General features: G+C 66.8%; 17 protein-coding genes and 4 tRNA genes. 3 read left to right on the forward strand and 18 right to left on the reverse strand.

Annotated features, from left to right (window positions below; genetic code table 11):
* Positions 1-25 precede the first annotated feature (25 nt).
* The 13 genes from ACPPVW_RS17125 to ACPPVW_RS17185 all read right to left on the reverse strand — a co-directional run bounded on the left by ACPPVW_RS17125 (position 26) and on the right by ACPPVW_RS17185 (position 15,739).
* Positions 26-619, reverse strand: coding sequence for an HIT family protein (locus ACPPVW_RS17125; RefSeq protein WP_426624268.1), 594 nt, complete (start codon positions 617-619; stop codon positions 26-28).
* The gene (thrS, locus tag ACPPVW_RS17130) at positions 607-2,571 is read right to left on the reverse strand and encodes a threonine--tRNA ligase (protein ID WP_426624269.1); all 1,965 of its coding nucleotides are present in this window, start codon (positions 2,569-2,571) and stop codon (positions 607-609) included. The genes ACPPVW_RS17125 and thrS overlap by 13 nt, the downstream gene beginning before the upstream one ends.
* A gap of 105 nt (positions 2,572-2,676) precedes the next feature.
* A complete protein-coding gene (locus ACPPVW_RS17135; RefSeq protein ID WP_426624270.1) occupies positions 2,677-4,740 on the reverse strand; it encodes a S53 family peptidase in 2,064 nt (687 codons plus the stop codon).
* 198 nt (positions 4,741-4,938) lie between these two features.
* Positions 4,939-6,675 carry a DUF6798 domain-containing protein gene (locus tag ACPPVW_RS17140; RefSeq protein WP_426624271.1) on the reverse strand — a complete coding sequence of 579 codons (1,737 nt, stop codon included), beginning with the start codon at positions 6,673-6,675 and terminating at the stop codon, positions 4,939-4,941.
* On the reverse strand, positions 6,672-7,394 hold the full coding sequence (locus ACPPVW_RS17145; protein ID WP_426624272.1) for a glycosyltransferase: 723 nt from the start codon (positions 7,392-7,394) through the stop codon (positions 6,672-6,674). Before ACPPVW_RS17145 ends, ACPPVW_RS17140 begins: the two co-directional genes overlap by 4 nt.
* Before the next feature lie 314 nt (positions 7,395-7,708).
* On the reverse strand, positions 7,709-10,957 hold the full coding sequence (locus ACPPVW_RS17150) for a type I restriction endonuclease subunit R (RefSeq protein WP_426624273.1): 3,249 nt from the start codon (positions 10,955-10,957) through the stop codon (positions 7,709-7,711).
* On the reverse strand, positions 10,941-11,438 hold the full coding sequence (locus ACPPVW_RS17155; RefSeq protein ID WP_426624274.1) for a PDDEXK nuclease domain-containing protein: 498 nt from the start codon (positions 11,436-11,438) through the stop codon (positions 10,941-10,943). The genes ACPPVW_RS17150 and ACPPVW_RS17155 overlap by 17 nt, the downstream gene beginning before the upstream one ends.
* Complete coding sequence (locus ACPPVW_RS17160; RefSeq protein WP_426624275.1) at positions 11,438-12,001, reverse strand: DUF1016 N-terminal domain-containing protein; 564 nt, start codon at positions 11,999-12,001, stop codon at positions 11,438-11,440. Before ACPPVW_RS17160 ends, ACPPVW_RS17155 begins: the two co-directional genes overlap by 1 nt.
* A 281-nt stretch (positions 12,002-12,282) precedes the next feature.
* Positions 12,283-13,515, reverse strand: coding sequence for a hypothetical protein (locus tag ACPPVW_RS17165; RefSeq protein ID WP_426624276.1), 1,233 nt, complete (start codon positions 13,513-13,515; stop codon positions 12,283-12,285).
* Positions 13,508-15,121 (reverse strand): type I restriction-modification system subunit M, encoded by a 1,614-nt coding sequence (locus ACPPVW_RS17170; RefSeq protein ID WP_426624277.1) that lies wholly within the window; start codon positions 15,119-15,121, stop codon positions 13,508-13,510. Before ACPPVW_RS17170 ends, ACPPVW_RS17165 begins: the two co-directional genes overlap by 8 nt.
* A gap of 307 nt (positions 15,122-15,428) precedes the next feature.
* Positions 15,429-15,503 (reverse strand) — tRNA-Val (locus ACPPVW_RS17175).
* A gap of 23 nt (positions 15,504-15,526) precedes the next feature.
* Positions 15,527-15,597: transfer RNA gene (locus tag ACPPVW_RS17180), tRNA-Cys, on the reverse strand.
* Between the two features lie 69 nt (positions 15,598-15,666).
* Positions 15,667-15,739 (reverse strand) — tRNA-Gly (locus ACPPVW_RS17185).
* A 187-nt stretch (positions 15,740-15,926) separates the two neighbouring features.
* Between ACPPVW_RS17185 and ACPPVW_RS17190 the strand changes: the two genes are divergently transcribed.
* Positions 15,927-15,999, forward strand: a tRNA-Val gene (locus tag ACPPVW_RS17190).
* A 148-nt stretch (positions 16,000-16,147) separates the two neighbouring features.
* A complete protein-coding gene (locus ACPPVW_RS17195; protein ID WP_426624278.1) occupies positions 16,148-17,323 on the forward strand; it encodes a MalY/PatB family protein in 1,176 nt (391 codons plus the stop codon).
* A gap of 40 nt (positions 17,324-17,363) precedes the next feature.
* Here the strand turns inward: ACPPVW_RS17195 and ACPPVW_RS17200 are convergent, their stop codons facing one another.
* The 5 genes from ACPPVW_RS17200 to zapE form a co-directional block, all read right to left on the reverse strand.
* On the reverse strand, positions 17,364-18,107 hold the full coding sequence (locus ACPPVW_RS17200) for a PLP-dependent transferase (RefSeq protein WP_426624279.1): 744 nt from the start codon (positions 18,105-18,107) through the stop codon (positions 17,364-17,366).
* Positions 18,108-18,203: 96 nt separating this feature from the next.
* On the reverse strand, positions 18,204-18,641 hold the full coding sequence (locus tag ACPPVW_RS17205; RefSeq protein WP_426626334.1) for a type II toxin-antitoxin system PemK/MazF family toxin: 438 nt from the start codon (positions 18,639-18,641) through the stop codon (positions 18,204-18,206).
* 37 nt (positions 18,642-18,678) lie between these two features.
* Positions 18,679-19,902, reverse strand: coding sequence for an ammonium transporter (locus tag ACPPVW_RS17210; RefSeq protein ID WP_426624280.1), 1,224 nt, complete (start codon positions 19,900-19,902; stop codon positions 18,679-18,681).
* Positions 19,903-20,039: 137 nt separating this feature from the next.
* A complete protein-coding gene (locus ACPPVW_RS17215; RefSeq protein ID WP_426624281.1) occupies positions 20,040-21,314 on the reverse strand; it encodes an ammonium transporter in 1,275 nt (424 codons plus the stop codon).
* A 207-nt stretch (positions 21,315-21,521) separates the two neighbouring features.
* The gene (zapE, locus tag ACPPVW_RS17220; RefSeq protein ID WP_426624282.1) at positions 21,522-22,577 is read right to left on the reverse strand and encodes a cell division protein ZapE; all 1,056 of its coding nucleotides are present in this window, start codon (positions 22,575-22,577) and stop codon (positions 21,522-21,524) included.
* Positions 22,578-22,717: 140 nt separating this feature from the next.
* On the opposite strand from zapE, the gene ACPPVW_RS17225 reads away from it, so the two are divergent.
* Positions 22,718-23,635, forward strand: coding sequence for a sulfurtransferase (locus tag ACPPVW_RS17225; RefSeq protein WP_426624283.1), 918 nt, complete (start codon positions 22,718-22,720; stop codon positions 23,633-23,635).
* Positions 23,636-23,649 lie beyond the last annotated feature (14 nt).

Genomic DNA, 23,649 nt, shown 5'->3' on the forward strand with positions numbered 1-23,649 from the left:
TCATTCTGCGCGAATGTCGGCGCCTCTAGTCGGCGTTCTTCGGCCAGGCGTTCGCGAGCTCGGCGCGGACGTCGCCGAGGAGCTGCGGGAGCGCCTTGGTGCGGGCGATGATCGGGAAGAAATTCGCGTCCTGCGCCCAGCGCGGCACGATGTGCTGGTGGAGGTGCGCGGAGATCCCGGCTCCGGCCACCGCGCCCTGGTTCATCCCGACGTTGAAGCCGTCGTTCCTCGACACCTCGCGGATGACGCGCATCGCCGTCTGGGTGAGGCTGCTGATCTCGGCGACCTCCTCGGGCGTCGCCTCGTCGTAGAGCGCGAAGTGACGGTACGGGCACACCAGCAGATGTCCGCTGTTGTACGGGAACAGGTTGAGCAGCGCGTACGCGTGCTTTCCGCGCGCGACGATGAGGGCATCCTCGTCGCCCAGGGTCGGCGCCACGCAGAACGGGCATCCTTCGTGACCGGGGTCGCCCTGCTGGATGTAGACCATCCGGTGCGGCGTCCAGAGCCGCTGGAACTCGTCCGGCACACCCACCAGGTACGACGGGTCGTCGACGCGGACGGGAACGTCGATCCCGTCCGCGCCAGCGGCCTCGTGCGAGTCGTTCAGTCGAGCCATGCCGTGTCGACCAGCTCGTGGCTCCCGATGCTCGAGACGATCCGCTCGATGGCCTCGTCGACGGTCACGCCGTTGCGCTGCGTGCCGTCGCGGAAGCGGAAGCTCACCGTTTCGGCGGTCGCGTCCTCCTCGCCGACGATGAGCTGGAACGGCACCTTGGCCTTGGTGTGAGTGCGGATCTTCTTCTGCATGCGGTCGTCGGAGTGGTCGACCTCCGCGCGGACCCCGCGGGCCCTCAGCCGCGAGATGGCGTCGTCGAGGAACGGCCCGTACGCGTCGGCGACCGGGATGCCGACCACCTGGACCGGCGACAGCCAGACCGGGAAGGCGCCCGCGTAGTGCTCCAGCAGGATCGCGAAGAACCGCTCGATCGAGCCGAGCAGCGCGCGGTGGATCATCGCCGGCTGCTTGCGGGTGCCGTCGGCCGCGTTGTACTCCAGCTCGAACAGCTCCGGCTGGTTGAAGTCCAGCTGGACCGTCGACAGCTGCCACGTGCGTCCGATCGCATCCCGCGCCTGTACCGAGATCTTCGGGCCGTAGAACGCCGCACCGCCCGGGTCGTCCACGAGTTCGAGGCCCGACTCGATCGCGACCTCGCGGAGGGTCTCGGTCGCTGACTCCCAGCTCTCGTCGCTGCCGACGTACTTCTCCGGGTCCTTCGTGGACAGCTCGAGGTAGAAATCGACGAGGCCGTAACCGCGGAGGGTCTCGAGCACGAACTCGAGCTGTCGGGCGACCTCGTCTTTGATCTGGTCGTCGGTCACGTAGATGTGCGCGTCGTCCTGGGTGAGGCCGCGCACCCGGGTGAGGCCGGAGAGGGTTCCCGACTTCTCGTACCGGTAGACAGTGCCGAACTCCGCCAGCCGCAACGGCAACTCGCGATAGCTGCGCCCGCGCGCACGATAGATGAGGTTGTGCATCGGGCAGTTCATCGGCTTGAGGTAATAGTCCTGCCCCTGCCGGGTGACGTTGCCGTCGGCGTCGTGCTCTTCATCGAGGTGCATGGGCGGGAACATGCCGTCTTTGTACCAATTGAGGTGCTGGCTGATCTCGTAGAGGTGCCCCTTGGTGATGTGCGGGGTGTTCACGAGTTCGTAGTCGTTCGCGATCAGCCTCTCGCGCATGTAGTTCTCGATCTCGTTGCGGATAATGCCGCCCTTGGGGTGGAACACCGCGAGACCCGAGCCGATCTCGTCCGGGAAGCTGAACAGGTCGAGCTCTGCGCCGAGCTTGCGGTGGTCGCGCTTGGCGGCCTCCTCCATGCGGGTCTGGTACGCCCGCAACTCGTCCTTGCTTGGCCAAGCCGTTCCGTAGACGCGCTGCAGCTGCGGGTTCTTCTCCGAGCCACGCCAGTAGGCCGCGGCGACGCGGGTGAGCGCCCAGCCGTTGCCGATCATGCGCGTGTTCGGGAGGTGCGGGCCGCGGCAGAGGTCCTTCCAGACGGTCTCACCGCTCTTGGGGTCGACGTTGTCGTAGATGGTCAGCTCGCCGGAGCCGACCTCCACGGACTCGTCGCCGCCCTCGGCAGCGCCGCCCTTCAGCCCGATCAGCTCGAGCTTGTACGGTTCGCCCGCGAGCTCGGAGCGCGCCCCGTCGTCGGTGACGACCCGGCGGACGAAACGCTGACCCGCACGGACGATGCGCGACATCTCCTTGTCGAGCGCCTTGAGATCCTCCGGCGTGAACGGCTCGGTGACGTCGAAGTCGTAGTAGAAGCCGTCGGTGATCGGCGGGCCGATGCCGAGCTTCGCCTCGGGGTTCACCGCCTGCACGGCCTGCGCGAGCACGTGAGCGGTGGAGTGACGCAGGATGTTCAGACCGTCCGGCGAGTCGATCGTGACCGGCTCGACGGTGTCGGTGGTCGTGACGGTCGTCGCGAGATCCTTCAGCTCACCGTTGACGCGCATCGCGACAACGGAACGGTCGGTGAAGAGCTCGAAGCCGTCGGCCACCTGTCCACTCCTAGAGTCGTATTCCAATGGGGATGGGTCAACTCTAGTCGGCGCGAGCGCCCCCTCCCGCGCGGGAGGGGGCGCTCGGCCGTGCTACGTTGGACGCTACTTGGTGATCGCCGCGAAGAAGGAGGCGCCGTTCGGCGTCCCCACTCCGGTAGCGGTGTCGTAGCCCTTGGTGCTGTGGAGCGTCTGGTTCGGCGTCTCCTCAGTCCGCAGGCTGTAGCTGAGGCCGCCCGCCGCGTTCTCGTTGTTCACATAGTTGACTCGGAGCACCGACGGCAGCGCCGAACCGAACAGGTCGGCCTGGTCGACGTCGTAGTAGGCAGAGCCTCCTGCCGTGTACGCGCCGTAGATGCGCGGGTTCAGGAACCCGAGCGGCGCACCGGCGATCTGGTTGGCGACCGCCGCCATGCCAGCGGTCAACGGCGCGGCCACCGACGTGCCACCGATGCGGTACTCGTCGTAATACGTGCCGTTGCTGAACGCCTGAGTCTGGCCGACGAGCAGGCCGGTGTTCGGGTCGGCGAGGGCGCTGATGTCCGGTACCAGCCGTCCGGAGGCCGAACCGACCGCCGCCGCCTGGTACGACGGCTCCGCGAACACCTTGCTCACGCCGCCGCCTCCGCCGCCGTTGAAGCTCCCGGGAAGGGGCAACGCGAAGGTGCCGTCGAGCTCGTACGGTGCGCTCGTGATGTGGTCGGTGGCGGTCGGTTTCACCGGGTCGAGTGCGGTCTGCCAGCCGACCTCGAACGACCGCTTCCAGCCATTCTGGTTGAGGGCGGAGGTCGGGTCGTCGAGCGCACCATAGGTGAGACCGCTCGCGGCCGCACCAGACGGTACGACTGCGGCCGACGAACCGCCGACCGCCGTCACCCACGGGCTGTCGGCATAGAAGTCGACCTGCGGCGAACCGAAGTTGCCGACTTCGTCACCGCTGTCCCCACTGGAGACGAAGACGCCGATGCCGGTCGCTGCGGCCTGGATGAAGGTGTTGTTGAGGCTGTTGATGAAGCCCTGCGGCACCGCCTCCCCCAAGAAACCGTAGGAGATCGAGAGGATGCTCGCCAGGTGGCCGTTGACCACGTGGTTTACGGAGGCGTCGAAGTCCTGCCGCGCGTTCGCGGAGGCGACGTAGAGTAGGCTCGCGCCGGGCGCCGTCGAGTGGATCGCTTCGGCGTCCAGCGTCTCCTCGCCGTAGAAGGCACCCGGAGTCTGCTTGGGCGTGTCGGGGAGCTTGTACACGCCCGGAGCGACGATCTGGGTGATCTTCGGGGCCGGGAGGTTGTGCAAGCTGCTGTATTCCGTCACATCCTGCACGATCGTCGGGCTCGCTGTGGCCCCGACGAACGCGACCGTCTGGCCGGCGCCCGTCGCGGTGACGGAGTCGAGACCATACAGGCCGCGTACCTGCGCGGGCGTGTACCCGCACGGGGCGATCGGCTTGGTGCTGGTGCCATAGGCCGGCGCGTTCGGCATCGCGACCGTCTTCTCGCCGTACCAGAGCGAGCACGGCTGTCCGGCGCGGAACCCGGTCGACGACGCCCCGTGGACCTGGTTCGGCCCATTGCCGTTTCCGTTCGTGTTGTTCGGCGCGATGAGGCTGGCGCCCTGATCCAGGCCGGCGACGCTCTCGACGATCCCGGCCAGCGAGGCGGGGATGGTGACCGCGGACTCCGGAGCGCGCAACGTCGTACCGAACGCGTCGTACTCGCCGAGCGTGACGCCGAACGCGTTCTGCGCCTCGGCGACGGTGCCCTCGGCGGACACGTATCGGTTGTTGGAGGGCGTGTCGACGATGGAGAAGCCCGCCGATCGCAGGAACTGCTGCACCGCGACCACGCTCGACTGCGCCGGCGCGAACTGCTTGCGGAAGTCCTGGGCGCTCAGATAGTGCCGGTAGCTCGGCGAGCCGGGCGTAGACACCGCGAGCGCGGTCTGCTCTGCGAGCGCCTGATTGCGCCACGGTAGGTACACACGGAGGTCGACTGTGTCGGAGGCGGGAGCCGCGGACCGGAGTGCCTTCGCGTTCGCCCATGAGGGCTGGCTTCCTGGCAGGGCGTTCCTTCCCGGAGCCGCGACGGCGGGCGATGCCGCCAAGGCTGCGAAAAGAAGGGCCGCGCCGGTGGTGACGGCAGCGGCCCTGAGGGTTCTGGTTGTCGTGCGCATGGATGTCCTTTCTCCGATGCGAGAAGTGCGCTGGTTGGCGCGTGACCATCAAACGCCTGAGAGTCGAGGGAAGACAACGACCCGTTCATGAGAGTCCATACAGAAACCTGAAGCGTCGAGTGGGGCGAAACGCAAAACCCCGGCCGAAGCCGGGGTTTGCGGGGCGATACCGGAATCGAACCAGCGACCTCTTCCGTGTCAGCGAAGAGACCCCCGGCCGAAGATGGTCGTACCCGAGTTTCCCACGGGGCTGACGACCTGTTTCCAGCCCCGAGCCTTCAGAGCGTCCGCCGTCTCTTGGAGTGGGGGGTCGATGCTGATGAAATCGGAATGGAACTCGTCGGCCGCCTTGATCAGAGCGTCGGCGGACAACGTGTTGTAGAGGAGGGGGCCAGGAGCGACGCACTGGTCGAAGCCGCCGAGCATTCCGAGTCGCCGCTTCCACTCGCGCCACGGCTCACCGCCGTACGGCACGTCTTTGCAGTCCGCGATCACCGCACGCTGGGTGACGATCTTCAGCCAGGTCGTGCGGGGAGACGCAACGATGACGCTGCCCTTCGGAACGACGGAGCGGACCTCGGCTCCCCACGCGACGAGCGCCTGATCGGGGACGAAGCGGAAGTTCGGCGCTTTGATGGTCAGATGGCCCGATCCGGCCGCGACGAAGACGAACAGGAGGCCGAGGAGAAACGACGTCAAACCCACGATGAACGCCCGGCTCACCCGTTTCCGGTATCGTGCGGCGACGAGTCCCGCCGCCACGATGACAGCGATCGCTCCGAGGAACAGCGGGTCCCTCACCCCCGTCACGATCCAGCTGGAGCTCATGAGAAGTGCCCAGAAGGAGACCGCCCAGACGGCGAGCCGCACGAGGCTCCAGCGGTCCAGGGCCGGTCGGACCAGGGGCAGCATGATCCCCCAGATCGCGAACGGCAGCAGGACGGTGCCGAGCCGGTACACGTTCACACCCTGGGCGAGCTGGCCGAGGACCGGGACGCTGAGGGCATCGGCTGCGAAACCGAGGGCGAAGCCCAGTGTCGCGAGCCCGACCGTCACCAGCCAGGCGAGACGGGACCGCCGCGGCAGGAGGAATACGGACAGGCCGGTGAGCACGATCAGCCCCACGGTCGCGATGAGATCCAGCGGCCCCCACAGGTGGGCGGCGCAGTGGTACGGGATGATCTGGTCGCAGATCTGGACGAAGTCGCTCAGATTGGCCGCGACCGGGCGGAGCACGAGGCCGAACACGACGAAAGCCAGGGAGAGCACAATCGCCCCGACCAGGCGCCAGTCGATCCGTCTCGCGCGGATCGCGTCCATCAGGGTGAAGGCCGTGAGGACGATCACGATGTTCGCGCCCTGCTGGACGTGCACGATGGCGACGATCACCGCGGTGACGGCTGCGAGCCACCGGCGCTCCGTGAGCAACGCCGCGATGGTGAGGTAGACGAGGCTCGCGCTCGTCACGGCCGGCAGGGCCACGGGGATCACGAGCGAACCCGTTCCTCCGATCAACCACGGCGTCTGCGAGATCAGCATCGTGAAGCCGATCGCGAGCGGCCAGGCGGCGCGCCCGCCGATCCGGACCGCGAGGATGGCCGTGGCGCCGCCGAAGGCGAGCAGCCCCACGGCCCAGAACGCCGCGTACGCGGACGACAGGTGACCGGAGATCTGTCCGAGATACGTGACGATGTCGAAGAACCAGTGCGGTTGCGGGGCTGCCGCCATGAACCAGTCGTTGGCGAATGCTCCGGGAATGGCCCAGCTCAGCCCCTCCGGGGCGAGCACGACGTGGTCACCGAGACCGGCGTAGTATCCACCGCTCGCGTTGCCCCAGACTTCGAGCGTGCCGAGGAGCACGGCCATCGCGACCGCGATGCCGAGCGTGCCGCGAGCCCAGCGCCACAGCGTGGCGCCCCACGCGGCGGGCCTCACTCGGCGACCTCGGCGATCAGCCGGGCGTTCGCGCTCGTTCGGCCTTTTCGGAGTCGGAGGAGGCCTACTCCCATGTCCAAAACGTCCGACACTCGGACCGTGGACGGCTTGGGGCTATGGTCTGACGACAGGACCACGGGTACTTCGGAAATGGAGACTCCCTGGAGCTCGGCGACGAAAATGAGTTGGGTGGTGAAGAGGAATCCCGGCTCGTCGACGTGCTCGACTACCTGCCGCAGCCAGTCGCCCTCAGCGATGATGGTGCCCTGCGAGTCGCCGACCTTCGAACCCAGCAGAACGCGCCGGAACAGACGATAACCGTAGGTGTACAGCTTGCGGTGGACGTGACGGCTCACTTCGGAGCCCGGATGAGCCTTCGAGCCGACGACGATCCGGGGACGGGGGTCGAGCGCGCGCGCTTGCTCGATGTCCGTGAAGTCGAACGGAAGATCGTCGGCCGTGAGAAGCACGTAACGGCCGCGGGTCAGCTCGATGCCGCGTCGCAGAGCGTTCCCCATCCCCTTCGCCGATCGTGCGAGTTGGAAGGTGACATGAGGGTTGTCGCGAGCGACCTCCTGCGCGAGCGCCCACGTGAGATCCGTCGACCCGTTCTCGACGAGGATGATCTCGTGATGCCCCTCCGTGAGGTAGTCGACCCAGCGTTCGACTGTCCGAGCCAGCACCATCGCACTGTTGTGCAACGGGACGACGATCGACAAGTCGATCCGACGATTTTGCGCGTGGTCGTGCAACGCTAGGTGCTCCTCTTGATACTGGCCGCCTTGTGCACGCCGGAGCGAATTCCGGACCGCAGCCTGAGAGAGCATATCGAACGTGCGGCCCCATCCGTTTCCCTCGCCAGACCGGTGGGCGTGTCGCGCGGACAGTGGTGTCGCGCGCGGCGCGAATCCAGCCGGAAACGGCAAAACCCCGGCCGAAGCCGGGGTTGTCTGGTGGGCGATACTGGGATCGAACCAGTGAGACCGACTCGGGGTGGACGCAACCCCCACGCACGAAAACGGCCCAACAGCGGTCAAGGAGCGACTTCTTGGCAGTGGACCGATTCTTGAGCCGGAGATTGAATGTTCGAATGGCTGCGTGCGTCGTCACCCTCAGCCATGAGTTCAGCTTGTTGGAGGATGAGGTCGGTGGCGGCGGGTTCTTGATCGGGCGGGTAGCCGTGCTTGAGCAGAAGCCGCTTGATGGATGTGCGCAGTTTCGCCCGCACGGATTCCTTGACCTGCCAGTCGGTCTTGGCGTCGCGGCGGACGATGCCGGTCAGGTCGTGAGCGATGGCCCGGAGGGTCGCATCCTCCATCGCTGCACGGGCGGAGTCGTTGGTGAGCATGGCGTCGTAAAACGCAAACTCGTTCTCACTCAGCCCAGTGGCCTCGCCGCGTTCCCGCTGGGCGCGGATCGCTTTGGCGAGTTCAACGATCTCGGCGATGACCTGGGATGAGGTGATAGCGCGGTTCTGGTAGCGGAGCATCGCGTCGGTCAGCATCTCGGAGAACCGCCGCCCGGCGACGATGTTGCGCTTGCCGACGATCTTGACCTCGTTCGAGATGAGACGACGCACCGCCTCCAACTGGAGGTTCTTCTGGTCGCTTGCCTCGAAGTGCTTGAGGAAGTCGTCATCGATGACGGAGATGTCAGGCTTCACCAGGCCCGCTTCGGCGAAGATATCGATGACCCCCGACCCGGCAACGTGAGTGGAGATGATCTGCCGGATCGCGGTGTCCATCGCATCCCCGGAGGTCTCCCGATCAGTGGCCTCGATCTTGGAGATGGACTGACGCACCCCATCGAAGAACGCCATATCATCGCGGATCGCCCGTGCCTCATCCGATGACGGGACGAGCGAGTACAGCCGTTTGAGCCGGGCGGTGTGGGCCATGAACCGCTTCTTCAGCGATGCGCCGTACGAGACGTCGAGGTCGAACTCACCCGGGCTACCTTCGCTGCCATCATCATCGTCAGCACCCCGCTCGGACTCCAACAGAAAGTCCACCGCCTCGGTTACGGCGTAGACGTACGCCTTCGCACTTCCGCTGGCCAGCGTCGTCACCCAGTCCACACTCGACAACAGCCCAGAGACGACCGAATGCTCGACCAGCATCTCAGGGATCGCGGAGGCACGCACGTCATCGCCGATGGCGCGGTCCTTCTTGTCCCGGTCGGTGTAGGTGGTCAGGGCCTCGCGCAGATCGTCGGCAATACCGATGTAGTCCACGACCAGGCCGGACGGCTTGTCACGGAAGGTCCGGTTGACCCTCGTGATGGCCTGCATGAGTCCCACCGAGCGCATCGGCTTGTCCACGTACATGGTGTGCATGGGCGGGGAATCGAAACCCGTCAGCCACATGTCGCGGACGATGACCATCTCCAACGGGTCATCCGGGTTCGATGCGCGCGCCTTCATCGCTCGACGTTCGGCGGCGTTGCGGATGTGCGGCTGGAAGTTCGCAGGATCGGTCGCAGACCCAGTGATGACCACCTTGACCACTCCGGCCGCGTCGTCGTCGCTGTGCCAGTCGGGCCGGAGTCGCACGATCTCGTCGTGCAAGTCCACGGCGATGCGGCGGCTCATGGTGACGACCATGCATTTGCCGCTCAGCGCGTCTCTGCGGGCTTCCCACTGCGCCACAATGTCGGCGGCCAACTGCTTGATGCGTTTCTGTGAGCCGACGATGGCCTCGACCTTGGCCCACTTGGACTTCAGCCGCTCACTGATCTCGTCCTCGCTGCCCGTGGTCGCGTCATCGAACTCATCGTCAATCTGGGCACGGGTTTCCGCCGGCAACTCGACGCGGGCAAGGCGCGGCTCGTAGAACACCTTGACCGTCACGCCGTCTTCGATGGCCTGGGTCATGTCGTACACGTCGATGTATTCGCCGAACACCTCGATGGTCGAGCGGTCTTTCGTGTCGATCGGGGTGCCGGTGAAGCCGATGAACGATGCCTCCGGCAGCGCCTCGCGCACGTTGCGGGCGAAACCGTCGATCATGTCGTAGTTCGACCTGTGCGCCTCATCCACCATGACGACGATGTTCAGCCGATCGGACAGAAGGGGGAACTGCCGCCCCGCCTCCCGGTCATCCTTGGTGAGCCCGAACTTCTGGATCGTCGTGAAGATGATCCCGCCAGATTCGCGCCCCGCCAACAACTCCTTCAGGTGCTCCCGCGACTCGGCCTGCACCGGCTTCTCCGGTAACGGCGAACCCGGCTTCGCGGAGGCGAAGGTGTCATCAAAGAGTTGGTCGTCGAGGTCGTTGCGGTCGGTGAGCACGACAACGGTCGGGTTCTCCATGCGCGGGTCACGCATCACCGCGCCCGCGTAGAACGCCATCTCCATCGACTTGCCCGAACCCTGCGTGTGCCACACCACACCGATACGCCCATCCGTCTCGACCGCCTCAAGGGTCTGCGCGATGGCCTTCTTCACTGCCCAGTACTGGTGATATTTGGCGACGACCTTGCGCGTCGAAGTGCCCTCACCGAAGGTGGCGATGAAATTGCGGATGAGGTCGAAAAACACGTCGGGAGCGAACATGCCCCGCGTCAACACCTCAATCGGCGGGATACGCCTGGCCTCCCCATCGCGCGGGTCGCGAATGCTCCCGTCAATGGTCTTCCACGCCGCCCAGTGCTCCCACGGCGCAGAGAATGACCCCGCCAACGCCTCCAACCCATCCGAGATGACGGTGACCTGATTCCAGGTGAACACCTCGGGAATCTGCTCACGATACGTCTGCGTTTGCCGGTACGCGCCGGTGATCTTCGCGTACTCCTTGCCCGGACGCTTCAGCTCAAACAACACCATCGGCAAACCGTTGACGAACAGCAACACATCCGGACGGCGGGTCTTCTTCGGCCCCTCAACCGTGAACTGATTGATCGCCGCCAAGTCGTTCGCGTACGGATTCTCCCAATCCACCAGCCGCACCCGCGCCGTCCGCGCCTGCCCGTTGGCATCGTGAAACTCGACCGGCACCCCGTCCGTCAACAGCCGGTAAGCCCGCCAGTTCTCCGACTCCACCACCGGCGACTCGGCCCGCTTCACCGTGCTCACGACATCGGCCACCGCCGACGGCGGCAACTCCGGGTTCAGCCGGGCGACTGCTGCGGCGAATCGGCCTTCGAGGATGGTCTCTCGCCAGTCGTTTCGCTCGGTGGCTGGTTCGTCCGGCGCGATGTCCGGGCCGTAGACGTGATGCCAGCCCAACTCGCCCAACATCTCCAGCACCCAGCGTTCAAGATCATCCTCAGTCGGGGTCGCCATCGGCATCACCCCCCGCACCCTCTCGGTTCGCAGCCAGCCGTCGTTGCTGGATCGCGAGTTGATGCTCGTACTCGTCCTGCAGCACCGCCTCCAACTCCTCGGCGCGCGGCAGCACCGCTTTCGCGTCTTCGGGAAGCCCCTGCCATTGAGCGACCGCAATCGGTGCCGCAATTCCGGCAAGGGCGTAGCGAACTGTTGCGTCACGCTTCCCCGTGCAAAGCAACAGTCCCACCGTGGGAGCGTGGATCGCGGGCTTGCGCAGCACATCATCCACGATCGAGACGTACATCGCCAATTGCCCGGTGAACGCAGCCTGGAACGGAACCGCCTTGAGTTCAACGACGACGTAGCGCAACTGCGCGGCGTGGAAGAAGATCAGGTCCACCCACTGGTCCTGGCCATCGATGGTGAACCGCACCTGGCGTCCGACGAACGTGAAACCGCGCCCCAACTCCATCAGAGTGTCCTGGATGCGGTTCATCAGCGCGTCCTCGACCTCACGCTCGATGGCGGATCGGTCAGCGCTACATGCTCAAAGACGTACGGATCCGTGACCATCTCCTGCGCCAAGTCCGAATCCGGCGAATCGAGCCGAGCCGCGAAGTTCGACGGAGCCTTGCCGATACGTTCCTTCGCCCGGGTATCAATCTTTAGTCCGAGGACGGCCCGCGACCAGCCACCTTCCACACTGCGCCGGGCGTACCACTCGCGATCCTCAGCGCTCTTGGTCTTGCCAAGCAGCAGCATGACGTGACCCCACGGCAATTGGTCAGCAGCCTGCTGACCAATTGCCTCCAGCGTCGGGCAGGCCACCGCGAGCATCCGCATGTACTTCAGGCTCGTCTCCGACCAACCGCTCTGCCCCGGAAACTCTGCACGCAAGTCCACCGAGAGCCGCTTGATGACCTTCGCACCCCAGCCCTGTCGCTCCTGTCGGTCCAGAATGTCCCGACCAATCGACCAGTACAAGTGGATCACCTCGGCGTTCGCCGCCCGCGCCGCCCGGAACTGCGTCGTGCGAACCCGCGCCTTCAATTCCTCCAACCAGGGGGCATACCCCTCGGGCATCGGAGCCGCTGGATCCCTGGGAGTGGGTACCGCCGGAGCATCCATCCCCACCGGGGTCACGTGTCGTTCAGTCATCTGTCATAGTCTCGGCTGACCTGGTGGGCGGTGCGGGTCGAGCACGGTCGGCCCGCCTGCCCACCGCATCCCGCACTGTGGGCAGCAGATGTACCACTCATCTGATCCCGGAATGAACTCCATCTTCCCTGTGTTCTCGCCGGACGCCGGGCACAGCGTCGGGTCGGTGGGGTTCGCCTCGCTCATTGCGTGTCTCCTATCAACGTTGCTGACGAAGACACGGTAGAGGCAGCCGCCGACAGCCCGGAGCGGACCCGAACCCGGCCGGACATCAGCAACGGCAGAAGCTCGTCGCGGATGCGGGTCAAGTCAGCGATCTCGTCGTTCAATGACCCAATGGCGTCAAAAGCGCTCGTTGCCGCTTTGCGGAACCGCGAGAGCGCATCAGGCGTGGGCATCGGAACCAGGTACGACTCGAGCGATGCTGGCGCGCAGCGCTGTCGCCCGGAGGAGCCGTTCATGTGGCGGATGGCGTAGTCGCGGAAACGCCCACTCCGCGTAAGCATGTACGACCAATGCGGTCCGAGCTTTCCTCGATCACGAAGGACGATGAATTCGGTCGACCCGACCGCCACCTCGTCTTCGCCGAGGACATCTACAAACGCTGCTTTCCCGTTTTCCAGACATGGGGTGAGCCGCGCCAATAGGGTGTCGCCGTTCTGGAACCGTGCACCACCTACTGCTGGCCGCCGGACGACCGTCGCGATGCGGGATGAGTCCGTTGGCAGCGCTGCCATGTCAACGTAGGCTGCTTCGCCGACCGGCTTAGGGAGCTTTGGGTTCACCTCTACCAGCTCTGAAAGCATGAGCGAGTTGCCTTGCGGTTCGTCGTCAAACCCCTCAGACGCGAACAGTGTCAACATGTGGGCTTCCAGTGTCCGTGCGAGGTGGCGGTTGGTTTCGATGAGGTCGTCGAGCGCGCCGGGCACCCCCGCAATCCGCCGCTGCTCATCCAGCGAGGGCAGCCTGACGGGGTACGCAAGAAAGTCCTCTCGGGGGAGACCGAGGTTTGTGGTCCCCGTGGCGTGACTGCGGCAATAGTCGCGATAGGTCGGCGTGAGCAAATTCAGATATAGGTACGACGGGTCGACTGAATCAGAAGCAATGTCGAGTCGAACAGTGTCCTGCGTGAGCCGTCCGAGCGGCCCGCGCGGCGGCACCCTTGCGACGCTACCAAGCAAGTGAGCGGACTGAGTCACATCCTTCAGAGAGGCGAACAACTGGCCGGGGCGAACGAGTAGCTTTTCTGGTGAGTCACCGCCATAAGTCTTCAGATTGTCGTCGCGGAACCCACCGTTGCGAGCGATTGATGCCAGCCCAAGCAAGACCGGGCCTGGTTCACCGAGTCTTGCGCTCTTGTAAGTCGTCCCTCGTGTGATCGTTATTAGGTCGCCGAGCGGAACCGTCTCACCCATCGCCCGCCTCCAGGGAGTCGAGGGCGGCGAGGACGGTAGCCTGCAAGTCAGCGCGGCGGGTGAAGCCTTCGCGGATTTCCTTTGTTAGTCGGGAAATCTTCTCATCGAGCGGTTCGCCGTCGTCCTCAACGGCCTCGGCACCGACATAACGGCCCGGCGTCAGCACATAGCCATGCTCGGCGATCTCGGCCGTTTTGACCGACCGGCAGAATCCGGGCACATCCTCGTAGGTCTGCCCGGCAGAGGTGGGTGTGCCGCGCCAGGCGTGGTAGGTGTCGGCGATCCGGGCCACGTCCTCCTCGGAGAACGCGCGCACCGTCCGGGTCTCCATGAATCCGACCGAGCGGGCGTCGATGAACAGCGTCTCCCGCAGGCGAGTACGCGGCGCCTCACCCGCCAGCCCAGAGCCGACCTTGTTCTTCGTGAGGAACCACAGGCACACCGGAATCTGCGTACCGTAGAACAGTTGCGGCGGCAGCGCGACGATGCATTCCACCACATCACCGTCGACCATCGCTTGCCGAATCGCGCCCTCGCCATTCTGCTGGGAGGACAGCGACCCATTCGCGAGCACCGTCCCCACGGTCCCGGTCGGCGCGCAGTGCCACAGGAGGTTCTGCAACCAGGCGTAGTTCGCGTTCTGCGCAGGCGGTGCGCCGTACACCCAGCGCGGGTCGGTACGCAGCCGCTCCCCGCCCCACCTGGAGTCGTTGAACGGCGGGTTCGCAATCACGAAATCCGCGCGCAGGTCCGGGTGCGCATCCGCGTGGAACGAGTCGGCCCACTCCGGGCCGAGATTGCCCTCGATGCCGCGCACCGCGAGGTTCATCTTCGCCAGCCGCCACGTCGTCGGGTTCGACTCCTGCCCAAACACGGAGATGTCGTTGCGGGAGCCACCGTGCGCAGTGACGAACTTCTCCGCCTGAACGAACATGCCGCCCGAGCCACACGCCGGGTCAAGCACACGCCCGTGGAAGGGTTGCAGCATCTCCACGAGCAGGCTCACCACGGAGCGTGGCGTGTAGAACTCCCCGGCCTTCTTGCCCTCGTTCGAAGCGAACTGTCCCAGGAAGTACTCATACACCCGGCCCAGCACGTCAAGGTCCTTGTACTCGGCCGCGGCCAGGTCGTGCCGGGAGAAGGTGTTGATGAGCCCGCCGATGGACTCGGCGCTCACCTCACGCTGGGTGTAGTTCTTCGGCAGCACCCCGCGCAGGCTCGGGTTCTCCCGTTCGATAGCCTCCATCGCTTTGTCCACCCGGGAGCCGATATCAGCCTGCTGTCCGGCAGCACGCAGGTCTTCCCAGCGATGGCCCTCAGGAATCCAGAAGACGCCCTCGGCGGTGTACTCGTCCCGATCAACCAGCACCGAAGCCTTCGCCTGTGGCGTCGGCATGAAGTAATCCGAGTCTGGGTCATCGACCAGCCGAGCCAACTCGTCATGACGAACCGTGAAGGTGTCCGAAACGTACTTGAGAAAGATCAGCCCGAGCACGACATGCTTGTACTGAGCCGAGTCCATCTTGCCGCGCAACTCGTCAGCCGCATCCCACAGGGTGGCCTCAAGAGACTTCGTGGTGGGCTGGGCCTTTTTCCTCGGTGGCACGGACATCCTTCTCTTGCAGGGAACTCAAGGTCATTCTCTCAGCAGGAACCGACACGCGGCCGACCATCGCCCGGTGAGCCGTTCGCTCCGCGAGCCAGACCCGTCGCCCACAACCAATTCATCGGTCCACAGGTCTGGCCACTCCTCGCGCCCACATCCCAGCAATGCGCCTCGCTCGCATACCAGCCGAAAACGCACTCGTTGGTGCCATTTCGTCCGCGGTAGAACATGTCCCGCATATGTCCCGCGGGCTCTGCGTTCTGGACCCGGAAACGAAGAAGACCCCTGATAAATCAGGGGTCTTCGATGGTGGGCGATACTGGGATCGAACCAGTGACCTCTTCCGTGTCAGGGAAGCGCGCTACCGCTGCGCCAATCGCCCGAACCTGATGTTTCTCAGGATCGAGGTGGATACGGGATTCGAACCCGTGTATACGGCTTTGCAGGCCGCTGCCTCGCCTCTCGGCCAATCCACCGAAGCCACAACACGGAAGACCCGTACCGTATTCGAGAGGCCCGGAATCCGAGGAAACCGGGCCGACTCGAGCGGATGACGAGATTCGAACTCGCGACCCTCACCTTGGCAAGGTGATGCGCTACCAACTGCGCTACATCCGCATTTCGCGCCCCGATCTCCGTGGCACTTGAATGACTTTAGCCGATCCCCGCTCCGATGACAAAACCGGCCAGGCCGGCCGGGTGTGTCGCGCGGTGCAACGCCCGATGCGCCGCCCCGATGTGCATTGGAGGGTCGCGGTCGGCTAGTATCGAGTCTCGCGGCCGGAATCAGTCCGGTCGAAGCAACGGGCGATTGGCGCAGTTGGTAGCGCGCTTCCTTCACACGGAAGAGGTCATCAGTTCGAGTCTGGTATCGCCCACCTGAACAACGGCTCCCGGTCACCGGGAGCCGTTCTCATGTGTGCGACCGACGACGTGACCGTCAGGTGGCCTTCCCGGTCGTTCCCAACCTTACGTTCCGTGACACCCGCGCTCGCGGTCCTGCCCGCCGTGCGGCACCCTGTGCCAATGAGCTTCACGCCGGCACGCCCCCTGGAGCAGCTCTTCGCGTCGCGGTCGTGCATCAAGTGGCGCCGGTATCCGGCCGACGTGCTGCCGGTGTTCGTCGCCGAGATGGACTTCGATGTGGAGCCGGCCATCCTCGACCGGGTCGCCGACACCCTCCGCAACTCCGACACCGGGTACCTGGACTCCGCCGGTCCGCTGGCGCCCGCGTTCGCCGATTTCGCTTGGAGCTCATGGTCGTGGGGCGTCGACCCGGAGTGGGTCCACCTCGCCACCGATGTCACCGTGGGCGTCGTGGAGACGCTGCGGCTGGTGCTGCCGGAGTCGGGCGGCCGGGTCGTGCTGACGCCTCCGGTCTACCCGCCGTTCCTCGAGATGATCGAGGAGGCCGACGCCGTCGCCGTCGCTGTCCCGCTGCGAGAGGACGCCGGCTGGGCGCTCGATCTCGATGCGCTGGAGTCCGCCTTCGCAGCGGGCGTCGACGCGATGCTGCTCTGCAACCCGCAGAACCCGACGGGCCGATGTCACAGTCGCCGCACTCTGGAGGCTCTCGCGCGTCTCGCCGCCCGGTACGGGGTGTTCGTCGTCAGCGACGAGGTGCACGCCCCGCTCGCCCACCCGGGCACCCGCTTCACCCCGTTCGCTCCGGTCGCCCGCGCGGCGGCCGCACGCTCCGTCACCGTGACTTCCGCGAGCAAGGCATGGAACCTCGCCGGGCTGAAGTGCGCGGTCATCGTCGCCGCCGAGCCCGCGACGGCCGACCTGCTCGGAGGCCTGCCGGACGAGCTCGCCGCACGCACGAGCATCCTCGGCCTCCATGCGAACGTCGCGGCCCTCTCCTGCCTGCGCTGGCGTGACGGGCTGCTCGACCAGCTCGTCGAGAACATCCGCCTCCTGGAGGCCGAGCTCGCGGCCCACGCGCCGGCCGTGCGGGTCGTGCGCCCCGACGCCGGCTACCTGGCCTGGCTCGACTTCCGTTCCGCCGGACTCGGCGACGACCCTGCCCGCGCGCTCATCGACGTCGGCCGGGTGGCGCTCAACTCCGGACTCGCGTTCGGCGAGCAGGGGCGCGGCTTCGCCCGCATCAACCTGGCCTGCGACCCGAGCACGGTCGTGGAGGCCGTGCAGCGCATCGCGCGCACCGTCGCCGTGGTCCGCTCCCCCGCCCTCGCCGGCTGACGCCGCAACCCGGCCCGCACGACGTGTCGGGAGCAACCGTTCAAGGGGCGGTGGTGGCGGAACTCGAAGCGGCCGCCAGGGCACGGTCCAGGTCCGCGAGGAGGTCGCGGGGGCTCTCGATGCCGATGGAGAGGCGGATCAGCCACTTGGAGGTCGAGTGCACGACGATGTCCGCGCCGTCCTCGATCGGCCGCCACAGGTATGGCGTGGGCACGGTGTTGTCGACCAACAGCGGCACACCGGCGGCGTGCGCGATGGCGGCCAGCCGCGCGATGTCGACCACCTGGTTCAGCGGGTTCGGCAGCGTTTCGGTGTACACGGCCTTCGTGTTCGGACGGAATCGCGCCGCCCACTCCTCGTCGGTCGCGTCTTCGTCGACGTACTCGAAGGCGATGCCCTGGCGCTTCAGGACGCCACGGAACAGCTCGCGCGTCCCCTCGTAGAGCGAGCGCGTGGCGAGGACATGATCTCCGGATTCGGCGAGCGCGTTGATCGCGGCGGCGATCGCGGCCTGGCCGCTGGAGACGACGATGCCGTCGACACCGCCCTCCAGGTCGGCGATGCGGCGACCGGCGACCGCGTTCGTCGGGTTGTCGTTGCGCGAGTAGGAGCGGTAGCGGCTGCGGCCGGCGAAGCGGTCCTCCCCGTCATCGAAGTCGTCGAAGACGTAGCCGGCGGTCTGGTAGATGGGCGTGACGCGGGCGCGGGTCTCGGCGTCCACGACCGATCCCGCGTGGATCTGGCGCGTCTCGAAGTCGAGTGAGCGCGAACAGTCGTCAGCCATGCGGCCACTGTAGTGACGAGCCGATAGCCTCGTGGAGGCCCCCTTCACCGTTCGTCATGCAGGGAAGCGGTCGGCCCCTGACGCGCGAGGCCCGCGTCAGCGCCAGCCGTACCGTTGCTGCAACGCCGTTCGCACCGTGGCGAACCGACGTGCGTCCAGGGCCGCGGCCTCCCGGCGCATGCCGTTCTTGTGCACGCGGAAGACACGGTCGATCCGGACGAAACTGGGCCGCCCCTGTCCGTCCCACGAGCCCGAGCCGATCGCGAGGTACTCGGGACGCCCGGGGTGCTCCTGACTGGTCAGCGCGACGGCGATCACCGAGTCGCCCGGCTCGGCGGCGACCACCAGCACCGGGCGGTCCTTGCCGCGTCCGTCGGCCTCCTCGTAGGGGACCCACGCCCAGACGATCTCGCCGGGATCGGGGTCGCCGTCGATCCGCGGGCTGTAGGAGGTGCGGAGGCGCGAGAGGCGGTGCGGATCGACCTCCATCGTCGCGTTGACACCTGTGCTGCCCGGCTCGGCACGCTCGACCAGACTCGACCGGGCCGCAACGGAAGCGGCACGCGCCCGCTCAGTGGTCTTCGCGCCCTGCGGACGGAACAGTCTCGCGATCGCGGTCAGGAGTCGGCTCACTCTGGGCACGATAGCGGACCCGGGTGAGCCCCATCGTGAACCGGAGCGCGAGCGCGAGGCCCAGCGAGACGACGAACGAGCCGATGAGCACGGAGAAGCCGGCGATCCCCTGCGCGGTGAACAGATCGAAGTTGCCGCTGTAGATCACCCCGCCGCCGTCTGCGAAGAGCCCGATGTAGAGGAGGCCGACCAGGCTCGCCACCGTCACGATGACGATCAGCGCCATGGAGGCCCCGAATCGGGCACGCGCGGCGAGGTCGACCATCGTCGCGCAGGCGAGCGCGGCGATCACGCCCAGCAGCAGTGACCAACCGAGGGTCAGGACACCCGACGCCGGCGTGATCGCCACCAGCCCGGAGAACGCACCGCACAGCGCGCTCGTCGTCGTGGGGCGCCGCAGCAGCACGCGGTCGACCGCCATCCAGGCGAGGCACCCTCCCGCCGAGGCCAGGAAGGAGTTGATCGCGATGAGCCCCGTGTACGCGTCGACCGCGCCCTCCGACCCGGTGGTGAGCCCGAGCCAGCCGACCCAGACCAGCGCTCCTCCGAGCGCGACGCCGGCGAAGCTACGCTCCCCTGGCGGCCGGTGCTCACCGCCACGGCAGGCGAGGATCACACCTGCCGCCGCGGCGCCCGCCGCGACGCCGATCGGCAACGCCCCGCCGAAGTCGATGACACCCAGCACGCCCGTCGCCCAGCCGTCGTCGAGCGCGAAGACGGCGTAGCCGATGGGATACAGCACGAGCACCGACCAGAGCACGGTGAACACGAGCCAGGCGCGCAGCGTGATCCGGGAGGCGACGGCGACACCGACGATCGCGACGGACACCGAGCAGGCCGCCAGCAGCGCGCCCCCTCGCGCCAGATCGTAGAGCGAGCCGCCGTGCGCGCCCGCTGCGGCGAGACTGGTTGCGAGGTCGAACGACGGCGTCCCGACGACGTGGGCGATCCACGGCACTCCGGCCAGCATCCCGTAGCCTCCGAGCACCCCGAGCACGATGGTCGTCGCCGTCCCGGTCAGCACGAACAGCAGCGCCCGGGAGGCGGTCGACCGGCCACCGAGGCCGCCGACGAAGAACGCGAGGCCCGCCGGGATGAGCAGCGTGAGGGCTCCGCAGACGAACAGCAGCAGTGCGTCCACCTGCTCGCTCGTCGCGACCATCCCGCCCCTTCGCCCTCCGTGCCTCCATCACCCTAGCCGTCGCCGCCCGCCGCACCCCTCGCAAGACGGACGGCAACGACGGACGAGGCGCCGCCCGAAGGCGGCACCCCGTCCGTGTGCTGTCTGGAGCCGAGCGGTCAGACCGGCTCGAGCGAGTAGCCCTCCTCGCCGTGCACCACGGTGTCGACGCCGGCCAGCTCGTCCTCGTTCTTGATCCGGAAGCCTATGGTCTTCTGGATGACCCAGCCGATCGCGTACGCCAAGACGAAGGAGTAGATCAGGACGCTGAACGCACCGACAGCCTGTGCGCCCAGCTGCACCCAGCTGCCGCCGTACCAGAGGCTGGAGAACGGCTTGGAGGCGTCGCCGTCGATGTGGGTGAAGCCGAAGAAGCCGATCCACAGGGTTCCGACGAGCCCGCCGATGAGGTGGATGCCCACCACGTCGAGCGAGTCGTCGAAGCCGAGCTTGAACTTGAGGTCGATGGCGACGGCGCAGATGGCGCCGGCGACCAGGCCGAGCAGGATCGCGAAGCCGGGGGTCAGGATATTGCAGGCCGGAGTGATCGCGACCAGACCGGCGACCGCACCGGAGGCGGCGCCGATCGACGTGGGCTTGCCGTCCTTGACCTTCTCCACGACGAGCCAGCCGATGGTCGCGGCGGCGGGAGCGGCGAGGGTGTTGATCCAGGCGATGGCGGCGACGCCGTCGACTGCGGCCTCCGAGCCGGCGTTGAAGCCGAACCAGCCGAACCACAGCAGTGCGGCGCCGAGGAGCGTCAGCGGCACGTTGTGCGGCTTGCTCATGCCCTTCGAGAACCCGACGCGCTTGCCGAGCACCAGGGCGAGGGCGAGGCCGGCAGCACCGGCGTTGATGTGCACCGCGGTGCCGCCGGCGAAGTCGTTCACGTGCAGGACGGAAGCGACCCAGCCCTGCGAGAGGTTGAACACCCAGAAAGCGACCGGGAAGTACACGATGGTCACCCAGACTCCGGCGAAGACCATCCACGCGCCGAACTTGGCACGGTCGGCGATGGCGCCGGAGATCAGCGCCACGGTGATGATGGCGAAGGTGGCCTGGAACCCGGCAAAGGCGAGGCCGCCGAGGTCGGGCGTCATGCCGTCCTTGCCCATCAGGCTCGACAGGAACCAGTCGGGCGTGCCGAGCACGTGCGGGATGAGCGGAGTGCCGAAGGCCAGGCCGTAACCGTAGACGACCCAGAGCACGCCGACGATGGCCATCGCCCCGAAGCTCATCATCATCATCGACACCACGCTCTTGGCGCGGACCATGCCGCCGTAGAAGAACGCGACGCCGGGCGTCATCAGGAGAACGAGGGCTGCGGCGACGAGCAGCCACAGGGAGTTGACGGTTCCTGTGGATGCGTAGTCCGCTGCTGTGTGCAACACCATGCCGGGTCTCTACCTCTCTGTGCGACGCCCTGGGGGTGGGTTCGAGCTCATCGGAGCCGAGCCGGGCGCTTCGGGGTGGAGCCAGTTTGTTCTCGCGACGTTTCGGATGCGGGATTCTGGTGTTTCGTCGGTGTTACGCGATCCTGTGCTGTGTAAACAGTCTGTTTCGTGCCTCCACGAATCCGCCGAAAGGCGGAAGCCGGGCGCTCACTCGTCGTGCGGCGGCAACTCCCCCGCGGTCAGAGCGATCATGCGCGAGACCGAGCGGAGGTACTTCTTGCGGTAGCCGCCGGCGAGCATCTCGTCGTCGAAGATGGCGTCGAGCGGGGTGCCGGTCTGCACGATCGGGATCTCGGCGTCGTACACGCGGTCGATGAACGCGACCAGGCGCAGCGCCGCCATCTGGTCGTGCAGCACGTGCACGTCGGCCAGGCCGATGACGTCGACGCCGTCGAGCATCTTGATGTAACGGGACGGGTGGACCGTCGCCAAGTGCGCGATGAGCGCGTCGAACGTGTCGCTGGTGGCGGTCTCCCCGCGGTCGGCGAGCGCCGTCAGCACCCGCTCGTACTCGGCGGCGTCGACCGTGACGGCGGAGCCCGATGTGTCGCGGCGGCGGTAATCGAGGCCGTCGATGCGGAGGGTCTGGAAGTTCGCGGACAGCGATTGGATCTCGCGCAGGAAGTCCCTCGCGGCGAATCTGCCCTCGCCGAGGGCGTTCGGCGGGGTGTTGCTGGTGGCGGCGATCCGGGTTCCGGAGGCCACCAGTTCGCCCAGCATCCGGGTCATCATCATTGTGTCGCCCGGGTCGTCGAGCTCGAACTCGTCGATGCAGATCAGGGTCGAGCCGCGCAGCAGCTGAACAGCGGCGGCGTAGCCGAGGGCGCCGACGAGCGCGGTGTACTCGATGAACGTGCCGAAGTATTTGGGCCCGGGGGCTTCGTGCCACAGGGCGGCGAGGAGGTGCGTCTTGCCGACGCCGAAACCGCCGTCGAGGTAGACGCCCGGCTTCATGGCCTCCACCTTCTTGCGGCTGCGGCTGAACAGCCCGGCCGGGCGCTGCGGCTCCCATGACTTGGCGAACAGCTTGAGCATGGCCACGGCCTCCGACTGCGACGGGTAGTCGTGGTCGGGCCGGTAGGAGTCGAAGGTGGCGTGCTCGAACTGCGACGGCGGCACCAGGCTCGCGGCGATCTCGGCGCCGGTGATCTGCGGCGAGCGGTCAGCGAGGCGGGGCAGGGCTCCGGTCGTCTCGAGCGTCATGGCGGGGTGTGCACCTTCGGGTCGTCGTGTTTGTGTCGAAGTGTTGACGGGGCGTCCTGCTCGTGCGGCACGCCGCGTAGCCTGGAGGTCGCGCCCCGCGAAATCGCAGGGTTCCAGCCTAAGCCGTAAGGATCAGCAGCATGGCCATCGCCACCGACCCGTCGTCCGACTTCGCCGGCTACGCCCACCCCGAACGTCTGGTCAGCACCGGCTGGCTCGTGGAGCACCTCGGCGAACCGGGGCTGGTCGTGGTGGAGTCCGACGAGGACGTCCTGCTCTACGAAACCGGGCACATCCCCGGCGCGGTGAAGATCGACTGGCACACCGACCTCAACGACCCTGTCGTGCGCGACTACGTGAGCCCGGAGCGGTTCGCCAAGCTGCTCGGTTCGAAGGGCATCGCCCGCGACACCACCGTCGTGATCTACGGCGACAAGAACAACTGGTGGGCGGCGTACGCGCTGTGGGTGTTCACGCTCTTCGGCCACCAGGACGTCCGCCTGCTCGACGGCGGGCGCGACAAGTGGATCGCCGAGGGCCGCGAGATCACCCGTGACGTCCCGTCGCCCACGCCGGTGGAGTACCCGGTCGTCGAGCGCGACGACCACACCATCCGCGCCTTCAAGGACGACGTGCTCGCGCACCTCGGACTCGTGCATACGGGTGGAGGGGCACTGATCGACGTCCGCTCGCCCGAGGAGTACACCGGCGAGCGCACCGAGATCCCGGGCTACCCGACGGAGGGCGCGCTGCGGGCCGGGCACATCCCCTCTGCGGCCTCCGTGCCGTGGGCGCGCGCCGCCGCACCCGACGCCACCTTCAAGCGACGGGCCGACCTGGAGGCGATCTACCTGGGTGACGCGGGGCTGAAGCCCGGCGACGACGTCGTGGCGTACTGCCGCATCGGCGAGCGCTCCAGTCACACCTGGTTCGTGCTCACCCATCTGCTCGGTTTCGAGAACGTCCGCAATTACGACGGGTCGTGGACAGAGTGGGGCTCGGCCGTGCGGGTGCCGATCGTCATCGGTTCGGAGCCGGGCGAGGTTCCCGCTCGGTGACCCTGTCGGCCCCC

The sequence above is a fragment of the Leifsonia sp. McL0607 genome (genome assembly GCF_049993355.1).
Taxonomy (GTDB): Bacteria; Actinomycetota; Actinomycetes; order Actinomycetales; family Microbacteriaceae; genus Leifsonia.